At 50.3% G+C, this 1,445-nt stretch carries 1 protein-coding gene; it reads right to left on the bottom strand.

Annotated features, from left to right (window positions below):
• Window positions 1–32: 32 nt before the first annotated feature.
• A protein-coding gene (locus tag KHQ26_RS25735; protein ID WP_085955203.1) for an IS3-like element ISKpn1 family transposase occupies window positions 33–1,396 on the bottom strand; the annotation gives its coding sequence in 2 pieces (ribosomal slippage) (window positions 33–928 and window positions 928–1,396; 1,365 coding nt in all).
• Between the last annotated feature and the right edge of the window lie 49 nt (window positions 1,397–1,445).

Below are 1,445 nucleotides of genomic sequence, written 5' to 3'. Positions count from 1 at the left end.
TGGACTGACCCCATAAAGTTGGATGGTTCATATTAAGCGGCTCTCAGAGCCTGGGTTCGGTACTCTACCGGACTCAGGCCTTTTAATTTCAGGCTTATCCGCTCGTTGTTGTAGTAATGGATATAGTCCTCTACGGCTTTTCTTAGCGCACTGACACTCCTGAACTCCCTCAGATAAAAACACTCCGATTTCAGGGTCCCGAAGAAGTTTTCCATCACTGCATTATCCAGGCAGTTTCCTTTACGCGACATACTCTGCGTCATCCCATGCGCCTTTAAACGTTCCTGATAGCTCCTCATCCTGTAATGCCAGCCCTGATCCGAGTGCAGCAGCGGAGCATCTCCCGGTCTGAGCTTCGGGAACGCACCGTCCAGCATCGTATTCACCATCTCCATCACCGGCCTTTCCGACAGGCTGTAGGCGATAACCTCCCGGTTAAACAGATCGAGAACTGACGACAGGTAAAGCTTTTTTCCCTGTACCGGGAACTCTGTCACATCTGTTACCCATTTTTCGTTGGCTTTTGACGCACCGAAGTTCCGGCTCAGGATATTGGGCGCGGCCTCGCCCGTTCTCCCTTTCCAGGCACGATATTTTTTCGCCCTTATCACAGACCGGAGTGACAGTTCTGCCATCAGCCGCTGCACTGTTTTATGGTTTATCCGCAGCCCCTGTTTTCTCAGTGCGAGCGTGATCCTGCGGTAGCCATAACGACCTTTGTGATAGTGGTATATCTTCCTGATGTTCTCTTTAAGACCCGCATACCTGTCCCCTTGCTTCAGTGCATTCATATTGTAATACCACGTGCTACGGGACATACCGGCCGCCCGCAGAAGGTCCCGCAGAGCGTGTTCATGCCTTAGTTCACTGATTATCAGGGCTTTTTGCCATTTTTTTCGCTCTGAACCAAGGCTTTCAACTTTTTTAGATAGGCATTCTCTGCCCGCAGATAACGCAGTTCGGCCCTGAGCTCTTCGGGGGAGAGTTTTTCCAGCTCTTTATCTGTCAGTGGTGGGATATTTTTTGGCTTTGTCATTTGTCCGGGCCGTCCGCATTGCATGTTTAAAAGACCTTCCGCTCCGGCATCGTTGTACACGTCGAGCCAGCGCCGGACAAGTATTTCTGCGGAGAGATTAAACCGGGCAGCCGCTTCACGCATCGTCAGGCGGTCACTGATAACCGCCCGGACGACCACGAGTTTAAATTCATCGGAATAATGATTATTTTTTGCAGTCAGGCCTTCTGCACCGTGGAACTGCCATGCCCTGACCCAGCGACGGACAGATGTTCTTTCAATACCAAAAAGGTCGGCTGTACTCTGTTCTCCGTCTTTACCGGACAAATAATGATTAACCACAGCCAGTTTTGTTTCAGGGGAATACTTTGGTTTAGCCATAAAATTGCACCTTACTCAGTTGGGTGTCCAACTTTTGGGGTGCAGTCCA

It is taken from the genome of Klebsiella sp. 10, from assembly GCF_018223925.1.
In the GTDB taxonomy this organism is placed as follows: domain Bacteria; phylum Pseudomonadota; class Gammaproteobacteria; order Enterobacterales; family Enterobacteriaceae; genus Klebsiella; species Klebsiella pneumoniae.
The sequence above is the reverse complement of the archived record's forward strand: the minus strand, read 5'-3'. Positions and strand labels throughout refer to the sequence as shown.